The sequence below is a fragment of the Mycobacterium sp. NGS16 genome, assembly GCF_059813225.1.
Window position 1 is genome coordinate 186,324 of the sequence record NZ_JCALEE010000005.1, and the last position, 25,761, is coordinate 212,084.

Consider the following 25,761-nt stretch of genomic DNA (forward strand, 5'->3'; position numbering starts at 1 on the left):
CGCTGGTCACCTCGATCGCCGCCGAGCTGATGGCCACCACACCGTCCACGGCGCCCGCGGTCAGCGAGCGCGTGCTGAAGACGCTGGTGGAGCAGCTCAACGTCGACGCCGGATTCCTGCGCCACAACGATCACGAGATCCGGGCCTCCAAGCTGGTCGCGGAATGGCCGCCGCGCACTGATCCGCCGGATCCCGATCCCCTGGCGGTCGTCTCGTTCACCACCGCCGACCCGGTCTTCACCACCTGCGCGCACGGCAAGCGGGTGGCCGTCATCCGGCCGGAGCCGTCCGAGTCCGGCTATGTCCGCCAGATGGCGAGGGACCACGCCATCGAGTCGCTGTCGGTGGCCACCGCGCCGCTGATCTCCGGACCGGTGACCACCGGCATGCTCTACCTGGTCAAGTTCCGCCGGCCCAAGTGGCGCCCGGAGGAACTCAACACCATCGAGGCGATCGCGTCGCTGTTCGCGCAGTTGCAGGCCCGCGTCGTCGCCGAGGAGCGGCTGCGTTATCTGGCCGACCACGACGACCTGACCGGTCTGCACAATCGGCGCGCCCTGGTCGCCCACCTCTCCGATCGGCTGGTCGCGGGCAGCCCCGGGCCGGTCGGCGTCTTCTACATCGACCTGGACCGGCTCAAGCCGATCAACGACTACCTCGGGCACTCCGCCGGCGACTGGTTCATCCAGGACTTCGCCCGCCGGCTACGGGCCTACGCCGGGAACCGGACCATGACGGCGCGCATCGGTGGCGACGAGTTCGTCGTCATCCCGGACTGGCCGATGTCGATGGCCAGTGCGGAAACCTTCGCCGACCGGCTGCAGGGCGCGCTGCGCGACAAGGTGGAGATCCAGGGCCACACCGTCACCAGCACGGTCAGCGTCGGCGTGACGGTGGGACTGCCCGGCGAGGACACCAGTGCAGGACTGCTGCACCGCGCCGACGAGGCCGTGCTGGCCGCCAAACGCGGCGGCGGCAACCAGACCGTCAGCTCCACCGACGACATGTCACTGAAGAGCTTGTTCCGCAAGGACATCGAGCTGCACCTGCAGGGCAAGATCGACGACGAGTCACTGCTGCTGTACTACCAGCCCGAGGTCGACCTGTGGAGTGGCGCGATCGTGGCGGTCGAGGCGCTCGTCCGCTGGCGGCATCCGACCCGGGGGCTGCTGCTGCCCGGCTCGTTCATCAGCATCGCCGAATCCGCCAACCTGGCCGACGATCTGGGCCGGTGGGTGATGCGCAGCGCATGCGCAGAATTCAGCTCATGGCAGGCCAACGGGGTTCGGACCAACGCCACCCTGCGCATCAACGTCTCCCCGGTGCAGCTGGCCGCCCGCGGGTTCGTCCAGAACGTGGTGGAGACCGTCGACGAGTTCGGCCTGCGGCCGGGGTCGCTGTGCCTGGAGATCACCGAACGCGCGGTGGTGCAGAACATCGAGACCACCCGGCGCACTCTGGCCGAGCTGCGCGAAGCCGGGGTGCAGATCGCCATCGACGACTTCGGCACCGGCTACGCGGTGCTGTCGCACCTGAAGGATCTGCCGGTCGACACGTTGAAGATCGACACCGTGTTCGTGCGTGAATTGGGCGTCAACCCCGGTGATCTCGCGATCGTACGAGCGATCATCGCCCTTGCCGAAGCGTTCGGCCTGCAGGTGGTCGCCGAGGGCGTGGAGACTTCAGCGGCCGCGCTCACCTTGATGCGGCACGGCTGTCACCGGGCCCAGGGATTCCTGTTCTCCCGTCCGGTGCCGGGTCCGGCCGCCGAGGCGATGCTGGCGTCGCGCTGGATGGCGATGCCGTTCCTAGCCGACAGCCAGGCGCTGGTGATCTGACAAGAACATCGCCCGGTAAAACGCGGCACACAACCGCACCCCCGTCTGCCTGCCGGCGAGCGCAGCAGTCGGTGCGGTGCACCAACGCGGCTCGGCGTGCGGCGGCAATCGGCGGTGCGGACCCCTCGAGGTGCCCCGGGCGAAGCTGTGGGAGGAACTGCGCGGCGCCGACCACGACGCGCGCTGCCGCGCCGCCGATCCGTGCAAACCAGTCCCTCGCATAAACAGGAATGATACATACCTTTTGGATGGTGTCCAACCCCCACGAGACTGTTAGTTACACCACGCGGGCGCCGCGGATGCCGGCCGCCGCCGGCCGACTCTCCGGCACCGGCAAGGAAGCCCGGATGGCGGTGTCCGCCCGTCATAATCAGAGACATGGAGCGACGGCGGAACGCGCAAACCCCTCAGACCCCGATGGAGACGTTGCGGCAGTTGCCGGCTCTGGTCGCGCTCGAACGGATCCCGGTCCCGGTGCTCGCGATCGCCGACGACGGCACCATCTTGTTCGCCAACACCGGGTTCGCCGCGATGCTGGGCTACACCCAGGAAGAGGTCCTGGCCCTGGAGTTCCGGCAGATCTTCGGCGACGTCCCGCCCGCCGAGGAGTCCGCCTTGTCGGTGATGCACTCGTTGGCCAATCTCGTCGTCTCCCTTGGACATCGAGACGGTTCTACGGTGCGGGCATTGATGAGCAAGTCGGCACTCGAACGTGCCGACGACCGGGTTGCGCTCGCGACGTTCCAGGACCTCACCGAGCAGCTGTGGCTCGATGAACGGTAACCGCTCAGCGGTCGGCGGCTGAGTCTTCGTCGGCGCCCGGGCTGACCTGATAACGCAGCGCCTCACGGGCCAGGAATTGCTGGAAATACGACAGCGAGTCCGCCGCCACGATCGCCGGGAGCAGCGCCCCCCACATCCGGGTCAGCCGCCCGACGCTGTCGCCGGAGTGCGACAGCAGCCACGTCCCGAGCATGGCGCCGGTGATCGACTCGGCGACCTGGGCGGCATCGAGGTCCTCGCGCAGGTCGCCCTCGGCGATCGCGCGGGTGGTCTGCGCAGTCACCGCGGCCGCCCACTCCCCGGCGACATCACCACCGAGATCGTTGGATTCCGACAGTGCGAACACCAGATGGCCCGCCGCGCGCGCCTCCTTGTCGGCCGCCAGAACCGCGGTGACGGCGAACATGCCGTGGATCATGCCCTCCAGCGCCGGCGACGACGGCTGGCACATACCCCGGAAGGTGTTCAACATGGTGGCGAATCCGCCCTCGATGATCGCCATCACCAGGGATTCCATCGAGTCGAAGTGGTGGTAGAGGGCACCTTTGGTCACCCCGGCCCGCTCGATGATGGCGGTTCGCCCCGCGGCGACATAGCCGACCTCGCCGAAGACGTCGATAGCGGCGTCGAGCAGTTTCCGCCGCGTCGCCTCGGATCGGACTTGACGTGCCATCAGTCGATCCGGTCTCCGGCCGCGGCGAACTCCGCCGAGGTGGTTTTGACCGCCAGCGCAGTGCGTCGCCGGATGAACTGGAGGAAGTAGTCGATCCGGTCCGCGGGCACCATACCCGGAAGTACGACGATCAGCGCCCGCTCGATCTGGCGCAGGAACTGCTCGGGCTCGTCGAGGTTGCCGGCTTGCCGCAAACCCAGGTACAGCGTCAGCAGCACTCGCGCGATGTCGTGCGGATCGCTGTCGACGACGTCGCCTTCGGCGATCGCGCGTTCGGCGACCACGCTCAGCGCCTGGACCGCGTTGTTGAGCACCGTGGTCTGCAGGCCCTCGGCCCGGCCGACCACCGGCAGCAGATGCAGCACCGCGCGCGCGGTGTCGCGGCAGATGTCCTCGACCGCCATCAGGTAGCCGACGTCGATCAGGGTTTCCAGGCCGGAGAGCTTGCGGTCGACCAGCGCCTGCACCGCCGCCCCCGCCCTGGCCAGTTGTTCATCGATGACGGCCAGAGCCAGCGCATGCTTGGAGCGGAAATGGAAATACATGGCGCCCTTGGTCAATTCCGCTTCGGCGAGGATGTCGTCAAGGCCGACGTCGTGATAGGGCCGCTGGGCGAACTGATGCGCAGCGGCGCGGATGATCTGCTGGCGCGTGGCATCGGCGCGCCGGTCGGTGGTTTCAGCCAACGCGCGATCTCAGCCTCGTCACTGACCGGCAGTCGTACCGCATTGCGCTAACGCTATCAGGGCAATGTTGAAGTTGACTCTTTTCGATACTCGGAATCGTCAATTACCGCCGTCGGCATTCGGAAAACGTCCAATTAGCTGTCGTCGGAGCGTATTCAGTCTCCCCAGGTCCGGCCCGTCGGGTGGTTCAGGCCGCAGGCACCGCAAACACCACGAACTGGGTCACCTGCCGCGGCGAGAAGTTGTCGTCGCTGACCAGCACCACCGTTTGCCGGCCGTCAGGCAGCCGCGGCCCCAGCGTGATCCCCTCGATGTTGTCCAGCGGATCCAGGCCGGGCGTGGCAGACAGGTCGGCCAGCAGCGTCTTGGTCATCGGGGTCAGGGTCCGCCCGGCCAGTGCCGGCACACCCAGCACGTCGGTGGCGTCACCGATCTCGGCGCGAAACAGCCGCACCGCCGGTCGGGCGCTGAACGCCCGCTCGATCACCAGGAAGGCGGTATCCGACAGCGCCACCAGGTCGGTGAGGCCGTTGGTTTCGGTGGGCGGGGTCGCCGGCTCCAGCGGGTAGGCGTACTGGGCGACCGGGGCCCCGGGGTCGCCGTGCGCGTCCAGGCGGTAGGCGGTGATCCGAGTCAGCGCCCCGTGGACCTGATCCGGTGGGGCACCGTCGTCGTAGCCGGGCCCCTCCATCGCAGCGAACAGCAGCCGGCCGTCGGCGGTCAGCGTGAGACCCTCGAGCGTCGTGTTGCGGCGCGGCCCGCTGAGCTGTGCCGACATCGCAAGCTCCGGCGGCATGGCGAACTGGCCGAGGTAGCTGCCGTCGAGCCCGGCGATCCTGACCCAGGGGTCGGCCAGCACGGGGCCGTGCGGGCCGTCGGTGAGCCGCTCGCCCTCCGACGACCAATACAGCCGCTGTCGGCCGCCGTCGAACGCGATCCCTTCCGGGTCGGGCGGTATCACCGGCGGCGAACTGCCGAAAGATCGCGGGCCGAACGGCGCTCCGCGCTCGTCCAGCAGCGAGTGGACGGCGCTGATCGTGACATCGTCGACGCCGCGATCCGACACCGAGAGCCGAACCGTGTAGAACCGCGCCGGCCCCTTGGCCGACCGGTCATCACTGATCACGTAGTAGCAGTCGCGGCCGGGGTCATAACTGATGCCCGACAGACCGCCGACCGCCGTGCCGTCGAATGTGGTGTTCGACGGAAGGTGGATCTGGCCGAGATATTCCAGCCCCGGCGTCGGTGCCTCGCAGCGACCGCAGCCGGCGACCAGCAGCCAACACAGCGACAGCAACCCGGCCAGCGTGGAGCGCACACCGTAATCTAAACCCCGTTTACCGGCCACCTCGCCCGGATACCGTGCAGGAGTGACCACTTCCGAAGCTCTGCGCGACACCTTGGACGGCCGCTGGCGCGCGGTGAAGAACCGGGTCCGGGCCACCCTCTCCGATGAAAAGTTCCGTCCGCACTACACCCCCAACACCGCGATCGCCCGCGCCAAAGTCGCCGAACAGCTCAGGATCCTGGCCGGCACCGGCGTGGCCGCCGACAGTTTCCGCAAGGAGCACGGTGGAACCGGTGACGTGGGCGCGGCGATCAGCATGATCGAACTGCTGGCGATGTCGGATCTGTCCCTGATGGTCAAAGCCGGGGTGCAGTGGGGGTTGTTCGGCGGCGCCGTGGAAAACCTGGGCACCGAACGTCACCACCGCGCCTACGTGCAGAAGATCATCGACCTCGAGATGCTCGGCTGCTTCGCGATGACCGAGACCGGCCACGGCAGCGACGTGCAGTCACTGGAGACCACCGCCACCTACGACGCGACGACGGGCGAGTTCGTCATCGACTCCGCGACCGGTCCGGCGCGCAAGGACTACATCGGTGGTGCGGCCGAAACCGCCACCGTCGCGGCGGTCTTCGCTCAGCTGATCACCGCTGGCAAAAGTCATGGCGTGCACTGCTTCCTGGTGCCGATCCGGGATGCACACGGTAATGACCTGCCCGGGGTCACGACCTCGGACTGCCACTACAAAGGCGGCCTGCCGGGCGTGGACAACGGCCGCATCGTGTTCGACCAGGTCCGGATTCCCCGGGAGAACCTGTTGAACAGATACGCCGACGTCGACGCCGACGGCAGCTACCGGTCGTCGATCGAAAGCGACGGCCGACGGTTTTTCACCATGATCGGCACCCTGATCCGGGGCCGGGTCTCGGTGGGTGGCAGCGCAGGAGCGGCCGCGCGGGTCGCCCTCGATATCGCCACCCGATATGCGTTGCAGCGCAGGCAGTTCAGTGCGCCTGGCGATGACGGAGCCGAACACGAGGTGCTGATCATGGACTACCTGGTGCATCAGCGCCGGTTGTTCCCGCTGATCGCCCGGTCCTATGCGTTGCAGTTCGCCCAGAACGAGTTGGTGGGCCGCTGCCATGACCTGCAGACGTCCGACGATCCCGACGCCGAGGAGCAGCGTGAGCTCGAGGCGCGGGCGGCCGGGCTCAAGGCCGCCAACACCTGGCACGCGTCCCGGGCGATCCAGGAAGCGCGGGAAGCCTGCGGGGGCGCCGGCTACATGGCCGAGAACCGGCTGATCGCGTTGCGCGCCGACATCGACGTGTTCACCACCTTCGAGGGCGACAACCACGTGCTGACCCAGCTGGTGGCCAAGCAACTGCTGACCGCCTACGCCGACGACATCGCCGGGATGAGCCCCGTCGACTGGGTGCGGTTCGCCGCCGAGACCGTCGGGGACCGGGTGCTGAAACGTACCGCGGCAGAGACGATCATCCAAACGTTCGTGGACGCCCGCCAAGACAGCGAAGAGGAGGGCAGCCTGTTCAACCGCGGGACCCAACTGCACATGTTCGAAGACCGCGAACAATATCTGCTGACCTCGGTGGCACGCCGGTTGCGCGCCAAGTCCGAGGAGATGAGCGACTTCGACGCGTTCAACGCGGTCCAGGACCACGTGCTGCACGCCGCCACCGCCCACATCGACCGGGTGGTGCTGGAGGCGTTCGTCGCCGGCATCGACTCCTGCCCGGACGCCGAGGCCCGCGATCTGCTGGAGCTGGTGTGCGACCTGTACGCGCTCAGCGTCATCGAGGACGACAAGGCGTGGTACATCGAGCACCGGTACCTGTCCACCGATCGGGCCAAGGCCGTCACCCGCGGCATCAACGACCGGTGCCGCAAGTTGCGGCCGCACGCCCAAACCCTGGTCGACGGATTCGGCATCCCCGAACAGCTGCGATACGCCGAGATGCTGCATCCGGAACACCTGGTCTAGCCGCCGGGTTTGATTCGGCGGTCCAGCTTCGCCTCTCCTCCGTCGAGGCTTGCTGACCGCGGGTTTGATGCGGCGGTCCAGCTTCGCCTCTCCTCCGTCGAGGCTTACTAACCGCGGGTTTGATGCGGCGGTCCAGCTTCGCCTCTCCTCCGTCGAGGCTTGCTGACCGCCGGTTGGCCGTGTCGCCGGCCGCCTTTATAGGCTGTCGGCATCGAGCCCAAACAAAGGAGTATCACCCATGGCGTGGTTCCTCGCGCTGAACGCCTCACCGACCAAGGGCGGCCAGTCGCCGACCTATGAGCTGCAGGAATCCGCCGATATCGAGCGGATCACCCAGGAAATGGCCAGCTTCGCCGCCACCGATCGAGCCGTGGCGGTTCCGGCCGTCTTCAACAACGGCCGCCAGAAGGTCACCGTGTATGTGCGCCCGGCCGCCTGGGGCGCCTGGGCGATCTACGAGCTGAGCGAAGAAGAGCGCCGGGAACTGATGGCCGCCAGCCCGCTGGTCAACGCGATCGCACAGGCCCGTGCCGCCAAACAGCAGCAGCAACAGTCGGGAATGCCGCAGCAACCGCCGCAGATGTTCGCGCCTCAGGCGCAGCCGCAGCAGTCCGGTCCTTCGGTGATTCCCAGGCTGGACTGAGGGTTGGGCTGACGCCGGTAAAACGTGGCTCCCCCGGGTGGACTCGAACCACCAACCCTCCGGTTAACAGCCGAATGCTCTGCCAATTGAGCTACAGGGGACTGCTGTCCGCGTGGACGTGCACGACTCTAGCGCATGCCGACAGGAGCACCGTCCCGCGGGGGTCGCACCGAATCGCCGCGCCGCCGGATGGGGCAGGATGGGAACACCGCACGTTGTAGGGAGCAGCATTGATCGGGTACGTCGTCGTGATGGGCGTCGGGTATGTGATGGGCACGAAAGCCGGCCGTCGACGCTACGAGCAGATCGTCGGCACCTACCACGCGCTCACCAGCAGCCCGATCGCCAAGGCGGTGATCGACAAGGGACGGCGCAGCATCGCCAACCGGATCCATCCCGACCCCACGATGGTGACCCTGACCGAACTCGAGGACGGCACCACGGTGCTGCGGCCGGAAGACCCGGAGGACTCCGAGCTCTAGGCGGTGCCGGTGGCGCCTGACCCGCTGCACCCGACCTCCGGCCGGGCTTGCGATCAGGCGGTGCCGATCACGCCTGACCCGCTGGACCCGACCTCCGGCCGGGCTTGCGATCAGGCGGTGCCGATCACGCCTGACCCGCTGGACCCGACCTCCGGCCGGGCTTGCGATCAGGCGGTGCCGATCACGCCTGACCCGCTGCGCCCGACCTCCGGCCGGGCTGGCGATCAGGCGGTCACTTCGTCGCCGCTGGCTTGCTCCAGCAGGCTGCGCCGATAGGCCTCCATCGCGACCAGGTCACCGAAGAGCGCGTGGTATTCGTCGCTGTGCTCCACCGGTGACATGCGCTGCAGTTTGGACTTGACCTCGGCGATCTGCCGGCCCACCCACACCTCCTGCAGCCGGGCCAGTACCCCGCCGATGTAGCGGGGCAACTTGTCGTCGTCGACGCGGATCGACTCCACACTCAGCTCGTGGATGAGCCCGACGGTCAGCGGCGAGGTGGTCTGCTCACGCACCGTCTCGATCCACTGCGCGCCGGCGGCCGCGGCAGCGGTCCCGCCGGTTCCGCCGGCCGTCTCGATCGCCGAGCGCACCGCCGCGTAGCCGGGGTGGGTGAAACTCTCCACCGTCAGGCTGTCGAACACCGGCCCGGCCAGCGCCGGGAACTGCAGCGCGGCTTTGAGCGCCTCCCGCTGCGGCCACAGCGTCGGATCGGCCGGGTTAGGACGCGCCACCGGCGGTTGGGCAGCGGCTGTGGCGGTCGCGGTGGAGACCCGCGCCGCGCCGCCGCGCGAATCCTTGGCCTGCTTGGCCTGAGCGCGCACCCGCCCGATCACCTGCGCGACGTCGTCCCAACCCACCCAACCGGCCAGCTGGCGCGCGTATTCGTCGCGCAGGATGGGGTCCTTGATCTGGGCGACCATCGGCACGCAGCGGCGCAGCGCCGCGACCCGGCCCTCGGCATTGTCCAGATCCATCTCGGCCAGAGCGGTGCGAACGGCGAACTCGAACAACGGAGTGCGGCGTGCCACCAGGTCGCGCAGCGCCTCGTCGCCGTGCGCCAGCCGCAGGTCGCACGGATCCATGCCGTCGGCGGCCACTGCGACGAATGACTGTCCGGCCAGCTGTTGTTCGCCGTCCAGGGCTTTGAGAGCGGCTTGTCGTCCGGCCGCGTCGCCGTCGAAGACGTAGATCAGCTCACCCCGAAAGAACTTGTCGTCCATCATCAGTCGGCGCAGCATGGCCAGGTGTTCGTCGCCGAAGGCGGTGCCGCACGAGGCCACCGCGGTGGTCACCCCGGCCAGGTGCATCGCCATCACGTCGGTGTAGCCCTCGACGACGATGGCCTGGTGGCCACGCGCGATGTCCCGCTTGGCCAGGTCCAGGCCGAACAGCGCATTGGACTTCTTGTACAGCGTGGTTTCGGGAGTGTTGACGTACTTGGCCTCCATCGGGTCGTCGTCGAACAACCGGCGCGCGCCGAACCCGATCACCTCCCCCGCCGAGGAACGGATCGGCCACAGCAGCCGGCGGTGGAACCGGTCCATCGGACCGCGGCGCCCCTCCCGGGACAGGCCCGCGGCCTCAAGCTCTTTGAACTCGAAGCCCTTGCGCAGCAAGTGTTTCGTCAGGCTGTCCCACCCGGACGGGGCGAAACCGCAACCGAACCGCTGCGCGGCGGCGGCGTCGAAGTTGCGTTCGGTGAGGTATTTGCGCGCCGGTGCCGCCTCGGCGGTGCCCAGCGCCGCGGCATAGAACTCGGCCGCCGCCGCATTGGCGGCGATCAGCCGGCTGCGCCCCCCGCGCTCGCGCTGGATGTTGGTCGCCGATGCCCCGGTGTAGGTGATGGTGTGGCCGACCCGGTCGGCCAGCAACTCGACCGCCTCGACGAAGCTGGCATGCTCGATCTTCTGCACGAACGCGTAGACGTCGCCGCCTTCCCCGCACCCGAAGCAGTGGAACAGGCCGTGGTTGGGCCGGACGTGAAACGACGGCGACTTCTCGTTGTGGAACGGGCACAGTCCCTTGAGCGAGTCGGCCCCAGCCCGCCTGAGCTGCACATAATCGCCGACCACGTCCTCGATCCGGACACGTTCGCGGATGGCGGCGATGTCGCGATCGGAGATACGGCCGGGCACCGGGTCAGTCTAGAGCGCACAGCCGGCCGCAAGCCGCCATGTTTTAAGCTCGGTTCGTCAACGTCGACGTCAGGGAGCGCGCATGAGTCTGTCCGAGCAGCCAACGGCGGCGAAATCCCGACGACCGCGCCTGCTGCTCGTGATCGCGGTCGCCGCCCTGGCCGCTGTGGCGCTGCTCGCCTGGCTGGTTCTGCCCGACCGTTCCCGCGGCGCCGCATCGGGGGTCACCGGCGAGACCGTCAAGCAGGTCCTGCTCGACGGCGCCGAGCTGACCAAGATGCTGGATCAGCCGTTCACGACCGTCACCGGCCCGCCGTCCTACGGCGGTCTGGAAGCGATGGAGGACTCGTCGTCGCCCGGCGAATGTGTCGGCGTCGTGGATGTCGCCCCCAAGAGTGTGTACTCCGGAGCCGACGTTCAAAGCTACGCGCGGGAGACCTGGATCGACTCCGAACCCAACCGGGACGGCTTCAAGCCGCTCACCACCCGGGTGATGTTCGTCAAGGAGGCCGTGGTCGCGCTGCCCACTGCGGCGGACGCACAAGCGCTGTTCGCCAAGTTTGCCGCGCAGTGGAAGCGCTGTGACGGGCATCCGGTCAACGCCGACTCGGATTCGGGCGGGCAGCCGCACCTGCACGGCACCGAAATGCATATCACCGACGTGCGGGTCACCGATGACGTGCTGGCGGCGTCGATCGTGCTGGACAAGAGCCCCAAGGCGCCGGACACCCGGGCCATCGGCGTGCAGGGCAACTGCATCGTCGGGGTGCTGATCGCGTTCACCGGCACCGAGAACGCCACCGGTTCCGGCGACCCGCAGACCAGCAGCATCGATGCGGTGCGAGCGATGATGGACAAGGTCACCAAGCTCGCCTGAGTCGGCTCAGCCCGCCGCGAGCCGCTCCAGTCGGCCCTCGGTGCACGACGCGATCTGGTCGATGACGACCCGCAGTCGTGCGCCGTCATCGGAGGCGGCGGCGAACGCCGGGACGAAGATCGGGTCCAGGCTCTCCGGCGCCCCGGCGAGCAGCCGGTGGGCCACCGCGTGAACCCGCTCGCGCTGGGCCTCCTGAATTTTGCGATGCTGATCTTCGGACATGATGAATTGCACTGCAAGGGTTTTCAGCACGGCAACTTCGGCCCGCACCAATTCGGGCACCGTCAGGTCGGCCTGGTAGCGGCTCAGTGGCCGGCGGCCGGCAACGGCGTGGGTGGCGCTGATCGCCGCGGACGCGAAGCGGCCCACCAGCTCGCTGGTCAGCCGCTTCAGTGCCACTGACGCCGACAGGGTCGCGTCATAGCCGCCGACAGCGGCCACCACCGGAAGCTCGGTGAGTCGATGCGCGGCCGCGGCCAGATCATGGACGCCGTCGGGGTCGCCCAGGCGCGCCAGTTCGGCCACCGTCGCGGCGTCGGCGAGCACGCGCAGGTCGATACGGCCCGCGATGACACCGTCCTCGACGTCGTGCACGGAGTAGGCGACGTCATCGGCCCAGTCCATGATCTGCGCTTCCAGGCAGACCCGACCCTCCGGCGCGCCTTGGCGCATCCACTCGGCGGCGGCCCGGTCGTCGTCATAGAAGCCGAACTTGGTCCGGGCCGGGCCGTTTCCCGACTCGCGCGGCCACGGATATTTGGTGACGGCGTCCAGCGCCGCCCGGGTCAGATTCAGTCCCGCGCTTGCCCCGTCCGGCCCCAGGACTTTGGGTTCCAGGCTGGTCAGGATCCGGAAATTCTGCGCGTTGCCTTCGAATCCACCGCACTCCGCGGCGATTTCGTTGAGCGCCTGCTCGCCGTTGTGCCCGTACGGGGGGTGCCCGATATCGTGGGCCAGCCCGGCCAAGTCGACCAGGTCGGGATCGCAGCCCAGCCCGATGGCCATGCCCCGCCCGATCTGGGCCACCTCCAGCGAGTGGGTCAGCCGGGTGCGGGGGGTATCACCGTCGCGGGGACCGACGACCTGCGTCTTGTCGGCCAGCCGACGCAGGGCGGCGCTGTGCAGCACCCTGGCCCGGTCGCGGGCGAAGTCGGTGCGGTGCTGGCCGCCGGTCCCGGGCAGGCCGGCGGTTTTCGACGACTCCCCCACCATGCGGTCGCGGTCGTGCGCGCCGTAGTTGTCGCATGAGTTTGTGGCCACCGCCGCCAGTCTATTTTGGCCCGGTCCGCATCGATGACATGCCGGGCCGAAACGCCGTGCCCAGCTACCCCCGGCCCATCACATAATTTCAGCGGCCACCCGCAGATCGCATATACATTGGCCAGCATGCGAATCACGCGCCTGCTCAGCGCCGCCCTGGCGGTCGTCATCGCGGTGCTGCTGGTGGCCCCCGGCGCAGCGGCGCAACCCCCGTTGCGGCTGCCCAGCTCGATCACCGACAGCGCCGGAGTGCTCTCGCCATCCGACCGCGCCGGCGTGCAGGCTGCGATCGACAAGCTCTACACCGACCGGCACATCCGGCTGTGGGTGGTCTACGTCGACGTCTTCTCCGGGCTGACCGCCGACGATTGGGGCCGCAGCACGGCGCAGCTCAGCGACCTGGGCGGAAACGACGCGCTGCTGGCGGTGGCAACCGCCGATCGCAGTTACGCGTTTTTGGTATCCAACGGCATCGGCGAGATCAGCGCTGACAAGGTCGACGCCTTGCGGCGCAACGACATCGAGCCGGCCCTGCACCGTGGGGACTGGGCCGGGGCGGCCGCTGTCGCCGCCAGCGGGCTGGACGTGGCGGCAGCGCCGGCCGAAGTGAGCTGGGTGCCGATCCTGATCGCGCTGGCCGCGGTGGCGGCCGCCGGTGTGGTGGTGCTGTTGGTGGCACGCTATCTGCGGCGGCGCCGGCACAACGCGGTGCTGGCAGCGGCCCGGCGGGTCGATTCGACCGATCCGAACGCGCTGGCCGACGTGCCGGTGTTCGCCTTGGATGCGCTGTCGCGGGAGAAGGTGGTCGACGTCGACAACGCGGTGCGCACCAGCGCCAACGAGTTGCAGTTGGCCGTCGACGAGTTCGGCGAGGAACGCACCAGGCCGTTCGCGCAGGCGGTCGCCAGCGCCAAGGCGGCCATGGAGCACGCCTTCGCGGTGCGTCAGCAACTCGATGACGACATCCCCGAGACGCCGGCCCAGCAGCGCGATCTGTTGACCGGGGTGATCGTCACCGCCGCCAAGGCCGACCGCGAATTGGAGACCCAGCGTGCATCGTTCGAGCAGTTGCGCGACCTGGTTCTCAATGCACCGGCCCGCCTGGACGACCTGACCAAGCAGCTCGTCGAGCTGACCGGGCGCATTCCGGCCTCCGAGCAGCATCTGGTCGGGTTGCACGGGGAATTCGACGCCACGGCACTGAGTTCGGTGTCCGGCAATGTCAAGACGGCGCAGGACCGGGCGGCCTTCGCCGAGCGCAACATCACCCGCGCGCGCACCCTGGCCGACCGCCCGATCACCGGCGGGCAGAGCGAACTGGTCGACGCGGTGCGGGCCGCCGAGTCGGGGCTGGCTCAGGGCCGGGCCCTGCTCGACGCGGTGGACAACGCCGCCCGCGACATCCGCCACGCGGTCGCGACGCTGCCGGAGGCCATTGCCGACGCCGAGGCCGGGATCGCGCAGGCCAATGCCCAGCTGCAGCGCGGTGCGGGCGCACGCCGCTCCGAGCTGACCGCTGCCCGCGACACCGCGGTGCAGGCCGTTGCCGCCGCCCGGGCCACCGGCGATCCGCTGGGGGCGTTTACCGCGTTGACCAAGGCCGACTCCGACCTGGACGCCCTGTTGGACACCGTGGCCGAGGAACGCGCCGCCGCCGAGCGGCTGACCCGCACCCTGGAACAGGCGCTGTTCACCGCCTCGTCGCGGATCCGCGCCGTGTCGGATTACATCGACACCCGCCGCGGCAGCGTCGGCCCGGAGGCGCGCACCCGGTTGGCCGAGGCCAGACGCCGGCTCGAGGCCGCGCAGGACAAGCGCGCCACCGACGTCGCCGGCGCCATCGCCCAGGCCAACGGAGCCGCCACGCTGGCGGCCGCGGCGCAATCCCTGGCCAAGGCGGACGTGCAAGCTGCGCAGCGGCAGTACTACGGCCGCTACGGCGGCCCCGGCGGTGGCAACGACACCGGGGCCATGCTCGGCGGCATCATCATCGGCAACATCCTCAGTGGAGGCGGGATGGGCGGCGGCTTCGGTGGCGGTGGTGGAGGCTGGAGTCCGACGTCCTTCGGCGGTTCCTCCGGTGGCGGGGGTTTCTTCGGCGGCGGCGGCCGGTTCTGAGGCCCCGTCCTGCCGGTTCCTACGTAGACTCCTGAGCCGTGGTCGACGTCGCCCTCACGGTGATCCTGTTGGCGTGCGGGTATGCGCTGTGGGTCCGCCGACACACCTGGGGTTCGCGCTGGGACGCCAATCCTTCCCGCGTCCTGGTGCTCATCGGGTGCGCCGGGCTGCTGATGTCCCCGGTCGGGACGACGCGTTTCGACCCGCTCGTACACCAGGTGCTCGGGTTGTGGAACGTCGCCGGGATGCTAGCTGTGCTGTGCATGTTCTGCGCCGTGTTGGTCATGTTCGAGCACTTGGCGACGCGATTGACCGACGACGACCAAGCCCGTTTGCTGGGGCACCGGCACGTCACGACGCCGCTGAAAGTCATTCTGCCGCTCGTGGTCGTCGTGTTCTGCGTCGCCGACTGGGGCCAACCTGAGCACTTCGACGTGTTCGCGCCCCGCGGACCGTGGTTCGGGGTGTACTGGGCGCTGGTCGCCGCCGTTGCGCTGTATCTGTTCGGGTTCACCGCCCGGGTACTGCTGATCCTCCGGAGCGATCCGCGCTCGAGACCCGCCATCGACCTGTACCTGGTCTGGGCAACCTTCAAACCCGCGGCGATCCTGGTGCAGTTGACCAGCGTGCTGGTCGGTAGTGGCGTCACGCTGCCCAGCTGGATCTGCGCGGGCGTGAGCGCCACCGCGTTCGTCTACGCGTCCGCGCTGTCCTGGCGGACCCGGACCGACTGGTTCAAGCCAGCCAGGCCGAGATTCCCCGAAGTCGCCGGAGACTGACCTCGATCCCCCAGGGCGCCAACCTCATCTCGCCGCCGACGCCGACGCGAAAGTGCCCGCGCCCCAAGGGGTGCGGGCACTTTTGCGTCGAGACGTTTCAGGGAGCGGTGCTGGTCGGTCCGGCCGCCCCCGGCTGGCCGTCCGGCCCAGGCTTACCGGCCGTGCCCTGAGTCGCCGTGCTGTCGTTGCCGGTTGCCGTCGCGGTGCCACCGGCCCCGCCGGTGCCACCAGGGCCGCCCTGGCCGCCGACCGCGCCGCCGGTGCCGCCGGTGCCGCCGTTGCCACCGGCGCCCCCGTCGCCGCCGTTACCGGCAGTCGAGGTGCCCCCGGACCCCTTGGTCGTGGCGTCGCCACCGGCCCCGCCGTTGCCGCCGGCACCACCGGTCCCGCCGGGCTGGCCGGCCGCGCCGGTAGCACCTTCGGCGCCGGCACCACCGGTACCACCGGCACCAGCGGTCGCGATGCCGCCGGAACCGTTGGACCTGGCGTCGCCACCGGCCCCACCGTCACCACCGGTGCCGGCGATGAGACCCTGGCCGCCGGTGCCACCGGCCCCGCCGTCACCACCGGTGGCGACACCGAGGTGACCGTTAGACCTGGCGTCGCCGCCGGCTCCACCGACCCCGCCGGTGCCACCGTGGCCGTTCTCGGCAGTGCCGCCGGTGCCACCCATACCGCCGTCGCCGCCGGTCGAGTTGCCCTGGGAGCCGTTGGCAGTCCCGTCTCCACCGGCGCCGCCCGCACCTCCGGCGCCGCCTTCACCGCCATTGCCGATGGGGGCGAACGAGTTCCCGCCGGTGCCACCGACACCACCGTTGCCGCCAGTGACGGTGCCCGTAGCACCGTTAGCGGTGCCGTCGCCGCCGGCACCGCCCGCGCCACCGGCCCCGCCGTTGCCGAAGATCAAGGTGGCGGCATCGCTGGTGTCGCCACCGTTACCGCCAGCACCACCGTTGGAGCCGGTCGCGGTGCCGCCGACACCGTTAGCCGTCGCGTCGTACCCGTCGCCACCGGTACCGCCGACCCCGCCGTCGCCCATGACGCTGCCACCGGTACCGCCGTTGCCGCCGGCGCCACCGTCGATCCCGGCCACGGTGGAATCCCAGCCGTCGCCGCCGTCGCCGCCGTTGCCGAAGAACCCGGCGGCACCACCGTCACCACCGGCCACGCCCTGCACGGTGGAGTCCCAACCGTCGCCGCCGTCGCCGAACCACAATCCGCCGGCGCCGCCGTCCGGGCTCTCCTCGGTGCCGTCGACACCGTTGCAGATCAGCCCGCACGCGCCCTCGAGGCTGTCCACGCCGTTCATCTGGATGTAGGCGGTGTTGATGGCATTGTCGATCTGCTGGCCGATGTCACTGGTGATCCACGCCTCCATGGCCGTGTGCCACGGGTCGTACATCCACGACTCGACCACGCTCGCCGGGTCGAGCTCGGGGTTGGCCAGCAGCAGCTGGTCCCAGAACGGCGAGTCGCCGAACACGCCGTCGACCCCGGTGGTGTCGACGGCGGGACCTGCGACCATGCTCGGGTCGAACAGATCTACCAGCCAGTCGAGTCCGTCGGCGTGTGCGTCCGGCGCGGTGGCCAATGGGGCCATCCCGAACGCCAAGAATGCGGCCGCCGAGCCCCCCGCCCCGATCACACGATTGCGACGGCGGGCCTTCGCAGTACGTGAATCATGCTGTTTCCCTGCGTATTTACTTCCCGCCATCTGCCATCCTCCCGTGTTAGAACCCAATTCCCCGACCCAGACTCTGGATGATTTCTCAGCCGAAGTTGAGCCAACACCGGCCCGGGCGCGGCTGTCAACCTGACCCGCAACAGTCTCACGTATGCCTGCGCTTCGTGTCGTTTATGCGGGACGGCCGCTTACGGAAACGGCCGCCCGGTCCGAAACTTGAGTCTGTAATCCGTTGCGGCGCACTCGGTTATTCGGCTACCCCTGCTGGACCATGCCGGCCGACGGGCGGGCCTCTTCATCGGCTCACGGCCGTACCAGAAGAATGATCAAGGTACTGTCGAGTCCCCGACCAATCGTGGGGTAAGCCGCTACCGGCACGAGGCCGCTGGAGCCTTCAGCAGCCCTTGAGTCGAACGGCCAGATAGTCGGCCACCGCGTCGATGGCCACCCGCTCCTGGGTCATGCTGTCGCGTTCCCGCACGGTGACCGCTTGGTCGTCGAGCGAGTCGAAGTCAACCGTGATGCAGAACGGGGTGCCGATCTCGTCCTGCCGCCGATAGCGCCGGCCCACCGCCCCGGCGTCGTCGAACTCGACGTTCCAGCACTGCCGCAACTCGGCGGCCAGGTCGCGGGCCTTCGGTGACAGGTCGGCGTTGCGGCTCAACGGCAGCACCGCGGCCTTGACCGGCGCCAGCCGCGGGTCCAGCCGCAGCACGGTGCGCTTGTCCACCCCGCCCTTGGCGTTGGGCGCCTCGTCCTCGTGGTAGGCGTCGATCAAGAACGCCATGAAGGAGCGGGTCAGTCCCGCGGCCGGCTCGATCACGTACGGCGTGTACCGGGTGTCGGACGCCTGGTCGTAGAACGACAGGTCGACGCCCGAGTGCTTGGTGTGGGTGGACAGGTCGAAGTCGGTGCGGTTGGCGATGCCCTCCAGCTCACCCCAGGGGTTGTTCTGGAAACCGAACCTGTACTCGATGTCGGTGGTGCCGGCGCTGTAGTGCGACAGCTTCTCCAGCGGATGCTCGAACAGACGCAGGTTATCCCGGGCGATACCGAGGTCGACGTACCACTGCAGCCGGGTGTCGATCCAGTACTGGTGCCACTCGGCGGCGGTGGAGGGCTCGACGAAGAACTCCATCTCCATCTGCTCGAACTCGCGGGTCCGGAAGATGAAGTTGCCGGGGGTGATCTCGTTGCGGAAGCTCTTGCCGGTCTGGGCAATTCCGAACGGCGGTTTGCGGCGCGCGGTGGTGACCACGTTGGCGAAGTTGACGAAGATACCCTGGGCGGTCTCCGGGCGCAGGTAGTGCAGCCCCTCCTCGCTTTCGATGGGACCGAGGTAGGTCTTGAGCATCATGTTGAACTCGCGAGGCTCGGTCCACTGGCCCTTGGTGCCGCAGTCCGGGCAGGCGATCTCGCTCATCGGCACTGCGTCTGGATCGACCTGCTCCCCTTTTGCGAGCCGCTTGGCCGCTGCCGCCTCCTGCATGTGGTCCTGGCGGTGCCGCTTGTGGCAGGACAGGCACTCCACCAGCGGGTCGTTGAACACCTCGACGTGACCGGAGGCCACCCATACCTCCCGCGGCAGGATGATCGACGAGTCCAGCCCGACGACATCGTCGCGGGCGGTCACCACCGAGCGCCACCACTGTCGCTTGATGTTCTCTTTGAACTCCACGCCGAGCGGGCCATAGTCCCACGCGGATTTGGTGCCGCCGTAGATTTCGCCGGCCGGGAAGACCAGCCCGCGGCGCTTGGCCAGGTTGACGACGGTGTCGATGACGGACGCCACGAGGGGGTGCACTCCTGTCTTGTCGGGGCCGCGCCGGCAACGCCGACACGCAGAGCACCGACATCGTATCGACAGCGCCGAGCTTCTTTGACATGCGTCATTACGCATGGAACAGTGGAGCCAGCTGAAAACGGTTTCCAACATGGGCGGAGGTGGTGGGATGTCCCCCCCGGCATCCGGCCTGGTCGCCGACGATCACCAGCACACCGGGCCCGCCTTCCCCGCGACGCCGCCGCGGGAGATCCTCGATGCCGCCGGCGAATTGCTGCGCGCGCTGGCCGCTCCGGTGCGCATCGCGATCGTCTTGCAGCTGCAGGAATCGCACCGCTGCGTGCACGAACTCGTCGACGCGCTCGGGGTGCCCCAGCCGCTGGTCAGTCAGCACCTGAAAATCCTGAAATCGGCTGGGGTGGTCACCGGGGAACGGTCGGGCCGCGAAGTGCTCTACCGGTTGGCCGACCACCACCTGGCGCACATCGTCATCGACGCGGTGGCCCACGCCGGTGAGGACCGTTGACCGCCCCGGGGGTGCGCTCCACCCGGCAGCGCGCAGCGATCTCGGCATTGCTGGAGACCATCGATGACTTCCGTTCGGCCCAGGAGCTGCACGACGCGCTGCGCGAGCGCGGGGAGAACATCGGCCTGACCACGGTCTACCGGACACTGCAGGCAATGGCCGACGCCGGGACCGTCGACACGCTGCGCGCCGACACCGGCGAATCGGTGTACCGGCGCTGCTCGGAGCACCATCACCACCACCTGGTGTGCCGCCACTGCGGCGCCACGGTCGAGGTGGGCGATCACGAAGTCGAGGAGTGGGCGGCCCAGATCGCCGCCGAGCACGGCTTCTCCGATGTCAGCCACACCATCGAGATCTTCGGCACCTGCGCGGACTGCAGGAAGTGAGCGCGGCGGCCCTCAGGCAGTGAGCGCCTCACGGATGTCGACACCTTTGGCCAGCACCAGCAGGACCAGCGTGCACAGTGCGTCGTCGGTCAGGCCCGAACCCGGAAAGTTGTAGCGCAGCAACACATCCGCGGTCTTGGTGGCGCCCTTCTCCACCAGGGTGACCGTCCCGAGTTGGCTAAGCCGTGCCTGCTCGGCCGCCCGCTCACGCAGCTTCTTGGTCAGCGCCAGGTCCCAGCCCAGGATCTGGGTGAGCGACACCAGCTCCAGCTCGTCGGTGATCGGCACCACCCGCAAGGAGGCCAAGGTGGCCTCGTGGTGGACGGTCACTGCACCGTCAGGCTCCGCGTCGGTGGTCAGCACCGTGGCGAGCACGGTGGCGAGGCGGTCGGCCAGCCCCGGCATCACGCCGTCCCGAACCGGCGTTGCCGAGCGGCGTACTGTTCGCAGGCCTCCCACAGGTCGCGGCGGTCGTAGTCCGGCCACAACTTCTCCTGGAAGATGTATTCGGCGTAGGCCGCCTGCCACAGCATGAAGTTGGACGATCGCTGCTCCCCGGAGGTGCGGATCAACAGGTCGACGTCGGGCATGTCCGGCCGGTGCAGATGCCGGGCGATGGTGGCCTCGGTGATCCGGTTCGGGTTCAGCTTGCCGGCCACCGCCTCCGCGGCGATGGCCTGTGCTGCTTCGGCGATCTCGGTGCGGCCGCCGTAGTTGACGCAGTAGTTGATGGTGATGACGTCGTTGCCGACGGTCATGGCCTCGGCGATCTCGAATTCCTTGATGACGCTGCGCCACATCTTCGGCCGCGATCCCACCCAGCGCATCCGCACACCCATCGCGTTGAGGTTTTCCCGGCGGCGGCGCACCACCTCGCGGTTGAACCCCATCAGGAACCGGACCTCCTCGGCGGAGCGCTTCCAGTTCTCCGTGGAGAACGCGTACACGGTCAACCATTTGATGCCGAGTTCGATTGCGCCGCAGGTGATATCGATCAGCACCGCCTCGCCCATCTTGTGCCCCTCGGTGCGGCCCAACCCGCGCTGAGTGGCCCAACGGCCGTTGCCGTCCATCACGACGGCGACGTGGTTGGGCAGCGACTCCGCCGGGATCTGCGGGGCCACGGCCTTGGAGGTGTGCTGCGGCGGACGGCACGGTCCCCCTCCCGGCGGAGCCGGCAGCTCGGGAAAGATCACGGGCCAGGTGGACTTATCCGGGAAGACCGGATAGTCGTCGGGCGCCGCAGGCAGTTGCGGGAAGGTGACCTTCCGATTGGCCCGATTCAACACCATGTGCCCTATCCTGCCCGACCGGCACCGCGCCGCCCGCTACGAGGGCGTATTCGCCGCGGCGACTTACCTGTTAGCGCGACGATCAGGAATCGACGCTCAGGTCCATCGCAACGAAGTCCAGGCGCCACAGCGACTGGAACAGCCGCCGCCCGAACTTCTCCAGGTCCGCCGCGCTCGCCCGGTTCGGACCGCCGGCCTGCGCCAGGTTCGCGGCGATCTCGCGGATGCTCCGGCGACCGTCGATGCTCTGCACGAACGGCAGCTGAGCCGGGTTGAGCGGCATACGCCAGCCCGGCCGGAAGATCTCATTGCCGTTGAGGCCGCACTTGAAGCGGAACAGCGGCACGTAGTCGAGGCTGTCGGCCGTCGAGAAGTCGACCACGTAGCTGCTCTTGGGACGGTCGGGGCGCGTGGCCATGAAGAAGTGCCGCGCATTGAGGGTGTGAATGCGCTCCATCACCGACCAGATCTTGGCCTCCGGCAGCGCGTTCACCTTCTCGTAGAAGCCGCCGCCCGCCGGCGCGGCCACATCATGGGCGTAGTAGGGCGCCTTGAGCAGCCAGCCCTGGAAGTCCAGCCCGGCCGAGGTGGCCAGGTCGATGCAGCCGTCGACGTCGTAGCTCTTGGCCCGCCCGTGCAGGAAGGTGTCCACCAGGCCGGAATCCGAAGCCAGGTCGCCGGCGATCTTCAGGTAGGGCTGGACCGGGTGGTCCTGGGACAGCATCCGGATGGCCTGGCGAACCGTGTGGATCGACTCGTCGCTCTGCTCCAACCCCAGGTCCTGGAAGACCGTCTCGAGGATCTCGATGCCGATGCGGCCGTAGCGCGCGTAGAGCATGATGCCGGCGACGCCGTCAGGCCGCAGGCGGTCTGCGATCGCCTGCATGCCCACCTTCGGGTCGGCCATATGGTGCAGCACCCCGGTGGAGACCACCAGATCGAAATCCTGGCCCAGCGTGGACAACTCCTCGATCGGGAGCTGGTGCAGCTCCAGGTTCCACAACCCGTGCTTGTCCTTGAGGTACTGCTGGTGCCCCAGCGACGATTGGCTGATGTCGACGGCCACCACCCGGGCCTTGGGGTTGTTGTAGGCGAAGACTGCCGCCTGGTTGGTGCCGCAGCCGGCGATGAGGATGTCGAGGTCGGGACGGTACTCCCGATCCGGCCACAGCACCCGGTGCGCATGGCTCGGGTCGAACCACTCCCAGTTTCCTGCCGACCACGCCTGAAGGTCGTGGATGGGCGGCGGGTAGGTCCACCGCTCGTACTGCCGGGAGACGATGTCTGCGCGTGGGTTCTCAGTCACTTCTTTGTGGCTCCTTGCTGCATTGGCCCCCCACGATCGAGTCAGACTTTAGCGGGGGTTATTCGGCCCGGGACGGCGGGTGCGACTCACATCGCCGTGCCGTGCCAGGCCCGTCGGTTGATGATGTTCTGCGAACTCAGCCGGGTCGACCGGGCTGACCGGGCTGACCGGGTTGACCAGGCTGACCGCCCGGTCCGGGCGCACCGCCGGCGCCACCGGCACCGCCCGCACCGGGTTGGCCACCGGGGCCGGCCGCACCACCGGCGCCACCGGCGCCCCCGTGGCCACCGGCGCCGCCTCGGCCACCGTCGCCGCCCTTGCCGCCCTGGCCGCCCTTGCCACCTTGACCGCCCTTGCCACCCTGGCCGCCCTTGCCACCCTGGCCGCCCTTGCCGCCTTGGCCGCCCTTGCCGGCAGCGCCGTCCGCGCCATCGGCCCCGTCCGCTCCGTCGGCTCCATCAGCGCCCGGGGCATGAGCCGGCAACGGCGCCATGATCCCGACACCGGGGACGGGCTCGATGCCCGCCTGTGCGACCGGGCCGACCGCCGGGACCAAGCCCGCGACCAGCAGCGCTCCCGCCGCTGCTCCGAGGCCGGCCGCGTATCGCGGCGCAGTGCTGTGCGCCCAGCGCCCCCACCCGGTGTCGTGAATCATTCGGCCTGCCTTCCAAATTGAGCGTTCGGATCGTGAAGTCGCATCAGCCTACCGCCGACGGGCCGGTGGTCCGCGGAAACGCACACAATTGCCAGGTCGCCTAGGGGCGGGCTCAGCCGTCGCTGCCGGTGGCCCTCGAGTCGACACCCGCGTCGGCACCGGCCGCCGCGTCATATCCCGCTGGCCGCTGAACACGTTCCACCAGTGGCAATGTTCGCAACCGGCGTTCGAGGTGCCACTGCAGATGGGCGGCCACCAAGCCGCTGGCATGACTGCGGTGCGCCGCGGTGGAAAGCTCGGCGGCCTCCCAGTCGCCGTCGTGCAGCGCCGACATCAGGTCCAGTACGCCCAACGGCGGGGTGGTGGCGCCGGCCGGCCGGCAGTGCGCACAGACACTGCCGCCGGCAGCGATGTGAAACGCCCGGTGCGGGCCGGGGGTAGCGCAACGGGCGCACTCGGTCAGCGCCGGCGCCCATCCGGCCACCGACATCGCGCGCAGCAGGTAGGCGTCCAACACCAACTCGCGGGGACGGCTGCCGTCGGCCACCGCCCGCAGCGCGCCGACAGTGAGCCGGTGCAGCGCCGTCGCCGGGGCACGCTCGGCGCCGGCGAGGCGTTCGGCGGTCTCCAGCATCACGCAGGCACAGGTGTAGCGGCCGTAGTCGCTGACGATGTCGGTGGCGAACGCGTCCACCGACACCACCTGGGTGACGATGTCGAGGTTGCGGCCCGGATGCAGCTGAACATCGATGTGGGCGAACGGCTCGAGCCGGGCGCCGAACTTACTGCGGGTACGGCGCACCCCCTTGGCCACCGCGCGGACCAATCCATGGTCGCGGGTGAGCAAAGTGACGATCCGGTCGGCCTCGCCGAGCTTGTGCTGGCGCAGCACCACCGCCCGGTCCCGGTACAGCCGCATCGCACCAGTTTCGCATCACCGCAGGGGCGTTTCGAGGACGGTCACCGGCGTGGCACGCCGGATACTCTCGTCACCGATGACCCACCCGCCCGCAGCGCCCGGGACCCGCTTTCCCACCCTCACCGAACAGCTCTACCAGCTGGCCAGCGGCGAGGTGACCTCGGTTGACCTGGTCCGCCGGTCACTGCATGCCATCGACGCCAGCCAGTCCACACTCAACGCCTTCCGGGTGGTGTTCACCGATTCGGCGCTGCGGTGTGCCGCCGAAGCCGACCGGCGCCGGGCGGCCGGCCACCGTGCTCCGCTACTGGGCGTGCCGATCGCGGTCAAAGACGACACCGACATCGCCGGCGTGCCGACCTTCTTCGGCACCTCCGGCTACGTCCAACCCGCGCGCCACGACGCCGAAGTGGTGCGGCGACTCAAAGCCGCCGGCGCGGTGATCGTCGGCAAGACCAACACCTGCGAGTTGGGCCAGTGGCCCTTCACCAGCGGTCCGGGGTTCGGTCATACCCGCAATCCCTGGTCTCGCCGGCACACTCCGGGCGGGTCGTCGGGAGGCAGTGCCGCCGCGGTCGCCGCGGGCCTGGTCGCCGCGGCGATCGGATCCGACGGCGCCGGCAGCGTGCGCATCCCGGCCGCGTGGACGCATCTGGTGGGTATCAAGCCGCAGCGCGGCCGCATCTCCACCTGGCCGCTGCCGGAGGCGTTCAACGGCATCACCGTCAACGGGGTGCTGGCCCGCACCGTGGAGGACGCGGCGTTGGTGCTGGATGCGGCCTCGGGCAATGCCGAGGGCGACCTGCACAAACCGCCGCCGGTCACGGTGTCCGACTACGTTGGCAAGGCGCCGGGGCAACTGCGGATCGCGATGTCCACCCGCTTCCCCTATACCGGGTTTCCGGCCCGGTTGCACCCCGAGATCGGGGCCGCGCTCGAGCACGTCGCCGCTCGGCTGCGACTACTCGGGCACATCGTGCTCCCGGGCAACCCCGACTATGGGGTGCGGCTGTCGTGGAACTTTCTGTCCCGCTCCACTGCGGGTGTGCTCGATGCCGCGATCAGCCTGGGCGGCGGCGTCACGCTCGACCCGCGCACGCTGGCCAACATGCGCACCGGCCGGCTGTTGTCCCAGGCGGTATTGCGTAATGCCCGCGCGCACGAGGCGAAGGACCAGCGCCGGGTGGGCTCGATCTTCCGGATCGTCGATGTGGTGCTGGCACCGACCACCGCCCAGCCGCCACCGCTGGTGCACGCATTCGACGACCTGAACGCCCTGGAAACCGACCGCGCCATAATCGCGGCCTGCCCGCTGACCTGGCCGTGGAACCTGCTGGGGTGGCCGTCGATCAACGTCCCGGCCGGGTTCACCTGCGCAGGGCTGCCGATCGGGGTGCAATTGATGGGACCGGCCAACAGCGACGGACTGCTGGTCTCGCTGGCCGCGGAGCTGGAGGGCATCAGCGGCTGGGCTGCGCAGCAACCCACACCGTGGTGGCGCATCGAGCCCTAATACGGCCCGGCTAGCCGGTGATACGCCGAAAACCCCCCGACCTGTGACTACGGCGACGTCATCGGCTGTCCGCTAAGCTTGGTCCGTCTTTTAGGTCTTCGTATCCACATAAAGGTGCACTGGGGAA

The 25,761-nt window shown here is 68.9% G+C and carries 23 protein-coding genes and 1 tRNA gene; 11 read left to right on the top strand and 13 right to left on the bottom strand.

The window, feature by feature from the left end:
* Window positions 1–29: 29 nt before the first annotated feature.
* Together AC5Y4Q_RS14470 and AC5Y4Q_RS14475 are read left to right on the top strand one after the other, a co-directional pair.
* Window positions 30–1,838, top strand: a complete 1,809-nt coding sequence (locus AC5Y4Q_RS14470) for a putative bifunctional diguanylate cyclase/phosphodiesterase (protein ID WP_064922059.1) — start codon at window positions 30–32, stop codon at window positions 1,836–1,838.
* Between the two features lie 417 nt (window positions 1,839–2,255).
* Entirely contained in the window at window positions 2,256–2,621 is a 366-nt protein-coding gene (locus tag AC5Y4Q_RS14475; RefSeq protein WP_109535675.1) for a PAS domain-containing protein, read from the top strand.
* A gap of 4 nt (window positions 2,622–2,625) precedes the next feature.
* On the opposite strand, the gene AC5Y4Q_RS14480 is transcribed toward AC5Y4Q_RS14475, so the two are convergent.
* The 3 genes from AC5Y4Q_RS14480 to AC5Y4Q_RS14490 form a co-directional block, all read right to left on the bottom strand.
* Window positions 2,626–3,294, bottom strand: a complete 669-nt coding sequence (locus AC5Y4Q_RS14480) for a TetR family transcriptional regulator (protein WP_064922010.1) — start codon at window positions 3,292–3,294, stop codon at window positions 2,626–2,628.
* Window positions 3,294–3,980, bottom strand: a complete 687-nt coding sequence (locus tag AC5Y4Q_RS14485; protein ID WP_064922011.1) for a TetR family transcriptional regulator — start codon at window positions 3,978–3,980, stop codon at window positions 3,294–3,296. The genes AC5Y4Q_RS14480 and AC5Y4Q_RS14485 overlap by 1 nt, the downstream gene beginning before the upstream one ends.
* Before the next feature lie 187 nt (window positions 3,981–4,167).
* Complete coding sequence (locus AC5Y4Q_RS14490; RefSeq protein ID WP_125224858.1) at window positions 4,168–5,298, bottom strand: esterase-like activity of phytase family protein; 1,131 nt, start codon at window positions 5,296–5,298, stop codon at window positions 4,168–4,170.
* Window positions 5,299–5,350: 52 nt separating this feature from the next.
* Here AC5Y4Q_RS14490 and AC5Y4Q_RS14495 point away from each other — a divergent pair, with 52 nt between their 5' ends.
* Window positions 5,351–7,270, top strand: a complete 1,920-nt coding sequence (locus AC5Y4Q_RS14495) for an acyl-CoA dehydrogenase family protein (protein WP_064922013.1) — start codon at window positions 5,351–5,353, stop codon at window positions 7,268–7,270.
* Window positions 7,271–7,508: 238 nt separating this feature from the next.
* Entirely contained in the window at window positions 7,509–7,913 is a 405-nt protein-coding gene (locus tag AC5Y4Q_RS14500; RefSeq protein WP_125224839.1) for a hypothetical protein, read from the top strand.
* A 25-nt stretch (window positions 7,914–7,938) separates the two neighbouring features.
* Here AC5Y4Q_RS14500 and AC5Y4Q_RS14505 read toward each other — a convergent pair.
* Window positions 7,939–8,014 (bottom strand) — tRNA-Asn (locus AC5Y4Q_RS14505).
* A 129-nt stretch (window positions 8,015–8,143) separates the two neighbouring features.
* Between AC5Y4Q_RS14505 and AC5Y4Q_RS14510 the strand changes: the two genes are divergently transcribed.
* Window positions 8,144–8,395, top strand: coding sequence for a hypothetical protein (locus tag AC5Y4Q_RS14510; protein WP_125224840.1), 252 nt, complete (start codon window positions 8,144–8,146; stop codon window positions 8,393–8,395).
* A gap of 224 nt (window positions 8,396–8,619) precedes the next feature.
* Here the strand turns inward: AC5Y4Q_RS14510 and dnaG are convergent, their stop codons facing one another.
* The gene (gene dnaG, locus AC5Y4Q_RS14515) at window positions 8,620–10,533 is read right to left on the bottom strand and encodes a DNA primase (RefSeq protein WP_125224842.1); all 1,914 of its coding nucleotides are present in this window, start codon (window positions 10,531–10,533) and stop codon (window positions 8,620–8,622) included.
* Window positions 10,534–10,615: 82 nt separating this feature from the next.
* On the opposite strand from dnaG, the gene AC5Y4Q_RS14520 reads away from it, so the two are divergent.
* A complete protein-coding gene (locus AC5Y4Q_RS14520) occupies window positions 10,616–11,410 on the top strand; it encodes a sensor domain-containing protein (RefSeq protein ID WP_064922017.1) in 795 nt (264 codons plus the stop codon).
* A 6-nt stretch (window positions 11,411–11,416) separates the two neighbouring features.
* Here the strand turns inward: AC5Y4Q_RS14520 and AC5Y4Q_RS14525 are convergent, their stop codons facing one another.
* Window positions 11,417–12,670: a deoxyguanosinetriphosphate triphosphohydrolase gene (locus tag AC5Y4Q_RS14525; RefSeq protein WP_082952632.1), complete on the bottom strand. Its 1,254-nt coding sequence runs from the start codon at window positions 12,668–12,670 to the stop codon at window positions 11,417–11,419.
* A gap of 126 nt (window positions 12,671–12,796) precedes the next feature.
* Between AC5Y4Q_RS14525 and AC5Y4Q_RS14530 the strand changes: the two genes are divergently transcribed.
* A complete protein-coding gene (locus AC5Y4Q_RS14530) occupies window positions 12,797–14,788 on the top strand; it encodes a TPM domain-containing protein (RefSeq protein WP_499959403.1) in 1,992 nt (663 codons plus the stop codon).
* A 38-nt stretch (window positions 14,789–14,826) separates the two neighbouring features.
* Window positions 14,827–15,567, top strand: coding sequence for a hypothetical protein (locus AC5Y4Q_RS14535; protein WP_064922019.1), 741 nt, complete (start codon window positions 14,827–14,829; stop codon window positions 15,565–15,567).
* 97 nt (window positions 15,568–15,664) lie between these two features.
* Here the strand turns inward: AC5Y4Q_RS14535 and AC5Y4Q_RS14540 are convergent, their stop codons facing one another.
* Both AC5Y4Q_RS14540 and AC5Y4Q_RS14545 read right to left on the bottom strand, forming a co-directional pair.
* On the bottom strand, window positions 15,665–17,167 hold the full coding sequence (locus AC5Y4Q_RS14540; protein WP_165604329.1) for a PGRS repeat-containing protein: 1,503 nt from the start codon (window positions 17,165–17,167) through the stop codon (window positions 15,665–15,667).
* Between the two features lie 478 nt (window positions 17,168–17,645).
* On the bottom strand, window positions 17,646–19,055 hold the full coding sequence (locus AC5Y4Q_RS14545; RefSeq protein ID WP_499959405.1) for a glycine--tRNA ligase: 1,410 nt from the start codon (window positions 19,053–19,055) through the stop codon (window positions 17,646–17,648).
* A gap of 148 nt (window positions 19,056–19,203) precedes the next feature.
* Between AC5Y4Q_RS14545 and AC5Y4Q_RS14550 the strand changes: the two genes are divergently transcribed.
* Together AC5Y4Q_RS14550 and AC5Y4Q_RS14555 are read left to right on the top strand one after the other, a co-directional pair.
* The gene (locus AC5Y4Q_RS14550; RefSeq protein ID WP_064922061.1) at window positions 19,204–19,560 is read left to right on the top strand and encodes an ArsR/SmtB family transcription factor; all 357 of its coding nucleotides are present in this window, start codon (window positions 19,204–19,206) and stop codon (window positions 19,558–19,560) included.
* Window positions 19,557–19,949, top strand: a complete 393-nt coding sequence (locus AC5Y4Q_RS14555) for a Fur family transcriptional regulator (protein ID WP_064922022.1) — start codon at window positions 19,557–19,559, stop codon at window positions 19,947–19,949. The genes AC5Y4Q_RS14550 and AC5Y4Q_RS14555 overlap by 4 nt, the downstream gene beginning before the upstream one ends.
* A gap of 12 nt (window positions 19,950–19,961) precedes the next feature.
* On the opposite strand, the gene AC5Y4Q_RS14560 is transcribed toward AC5Y4Q_RS14555, so the two are convergent.
* The 5 genes from AC5Y4Q_RS14560 to recO form a co-directional block, all read right to left on the bottom strand.
* The gene (locus tag AC5Y4Q_RS14560; protein WP_064922023.1) at window positions 19,962–20,354 is read right to left on the bottom strand and encodes a hypothetical protein; all 393 of its coding nucleotides are present in this window, start codon (window positions 20,352–20,354) and stop codon (window positions 19,962–19,964) included.
* Window positions 20,354–21,241: a decaprenyl diphosphate synthase gene (locus AC5Y4Q_RS14565; protein ID WP_064922024.1), complete on the bottom strand. Its 888-nt coding sequence runs from the start codon at window positions 21,239–21,241 to the stop codon at window positions 20,354–20,356. The genes AC5Y4Q_RS14560 and AC5Y4Q_RS14565 overlap by 1 nt, the downstream gene beginning before the upstream one ends.
* Before the next feature lie 82 nt (window positions 21,242–21,323).
* Window positions 21,324–22,547, bottom strand: coding sequence for a class I SAM-dependent methyltransferase (locus AC5Y4Q_RS14570; RefSeq protein ID WP_064922025.1), 1,224 nt, complete (start codon window positions 22,545–22,547; stop codon window positions 21,324–21,326).
* A gap of 136 nt (window positions 22,548–22,683) precedes the next feature.
* The gene (locus tag AC5Y4Q_RS14575) at window positions 22,684–23,202 is read right to left on the bottom strand and encodes a hypothetical protein (RefSeq protein ID WP_165604330.1); all 519 of its coding nucleotides are present in this window, start codon (window positions 23,200–23,202) and stop codon (window positions 22,684–22,686) included.
* A 112-nt stretch (window positions 23,203–23,314) separates the two neighbouring features.
* On the bottom strand, window positions 23,315–24,121 hold the full coding sequence (gene recO / locus AC5Y4Q_RS14580) for a DNA repair protein RecO (RefSeq protein WP_064922027.1): 807 nt from the start codon (window positions 24,119–24,121) through the stop codon (window positions 23,315–23,317).
* 76 nt (window positions 24,122–24,197) lie between these two features.
* On the opposite strand from recO, the gene AC5Y4Q_RS14585 reads away from it, so the two are divergent.
* Window positions 24,198–25,634, top strand: coding sequence for an amidase (locus AC5Y4Q_RS14585; RefSeq protein WP_064922028.1), 1,437 nt, complete (start codon window positions 24,198–24,200; stop codon window positions 25,632–25,634).
* Window positions 25,635–25,761 lie beyond the last annotated feature (127 nt).